The 1,288-nt window shown below is 72.4% G+C and carries 1 protein-coding gene and 1 pseudogene; one reads left to right on the plus strand and one right to left on the minus strand.

The annotated features are described in order from the left end of the window. Positions 1-583, minus strand: a 583-nt coding sequence (moaC, locus tag G6019_RS15500) for a cyclic pyranopterin monophosphate synthase MoaC (RefSeq protein WP_182627980.1), incomplete at its 3' end; no start/stop codon positions are given. 99 nt (positions 584-682) lie between these two features. On the opposite strand from moaC, the pseudogene G6019_RS15505 reads away from it, so the two are divergent. Continuing rightward, positions 683-1,288: pseudogene (locus G6019_RS15505) on the plus strand (NADH:flavin oxidoreductase/NADH oxidase); the annotation flags it as partial.

Genomic DNA, 1,288 nt, shown 5'->3' on the forward strand with positions numbered 1-1,288 from the left:
GCCCGTGCGCGGCGGCGGTGGAGGAGACGACGACGACGGCGCTGCGACCCGACTCCACCGCGGCCCGCCCGGCGGCGGCGGGGGGTGACTCGTCCTGGTCCCTGGTCCAGTCGCCCCGTTTCCCGCCGGACTTGGCGGCCAGCCTCACCCCGTCCATCGTGGCCAGCGGGTCGACGGCCTTGACCATGTCGTGCAGTGTCAGCCCGGCCACCGAGACAGCCGTGAGCGCCTCCATCTCCACGCCCGTGCGGCCGGTCGTCGTGGCTGTGGCCGACACCCGGATCTCACCGGCCGGCGCGTCGAGCTGGAAGCGCACCTTGACCGAGTTCAGGGGGATCTGGTGGCACAACGGGATCAGCTCCGAGGTCTTCTTGGCCGCGCCGATACCGGCCAACCGGGCGGTGGCCAGCACGTCGGCTTTCCCCAACTCGTCCCCCGACACCATCGTCACGACCTCGGGCCGGGTGCGGAAGACCCCCTCGGCGGTGGCGGTGCGGGTGGTGACGGCCTTGCCGCCCACGTCGACCATCCGAACCCGGCCCTCGGCGTCGAGGTGGGTCAGATCCGGGTGGGCATCAGTCATGGCGACCACGCTAGTCGCCGGTGCCGGAGTGCGTGAGAGAGCGTGCCGGGGGTGGTGCCCCGCGATCCGGACCCGGCCTGCAGGGGTTTAATCGACGGAATGCCACTCCTCTTCGACCCCATCCGCATCCGCGATCTCGAGATCCGCAACCGCGCGTGGCTCTCGCCCATGTGCCAGTACTCGTGCGACGCCCGCGACGGCGTCCCCACCCCGTGGCATCTCGTGCACCTGGGTGCGCGGGCGCAGGGCGGGTTCGGACTGATCCTCGCGGAGGCGTCCGCCGTCGTGCCCGAGGGCCGGATCAGCCCCCACGACGCCGGGATGTGGAACGACGCGCAGCGGAACGCATGGGCGCCGATCGTGGACTTCGTCCACTCGCAGGGCGCCGCGATCGGCATCCAGCTCGCCCATGCCGGGCGAAAGGCGTCGACCCACCGGGCTTTCCCCGGGGAGCCCACCGGGTCGATCCCGGTGGCGGAGGGCGGGTGGACCACTGTCGCCCCCTCGGCCATCCCGTTCGGCGACATGGCGGCCCCGGTCGCGCTCGACGCCGACGGGATCCGAGCTGTCGTCGACGCCTTCGCCGCGGCCGCCCGACGCGCGGACGAGGCGGGCTTCGATGTGGTCGAGGTCCACGCCGCCCACGGCTACCTGGTCCACGAGTTCCTCTCGCCCCTGTCCAACGAGCGATCGGACGAGTACGGC

It is taken from the genome of Dietzia sp. DQ12-76 (assembly GCF_014145045.1).
GTDB lineage: Bacteria > Actinomycetota > Actinomycetes > Mycobacteriales > Mycobacteriaceae > Dietzia.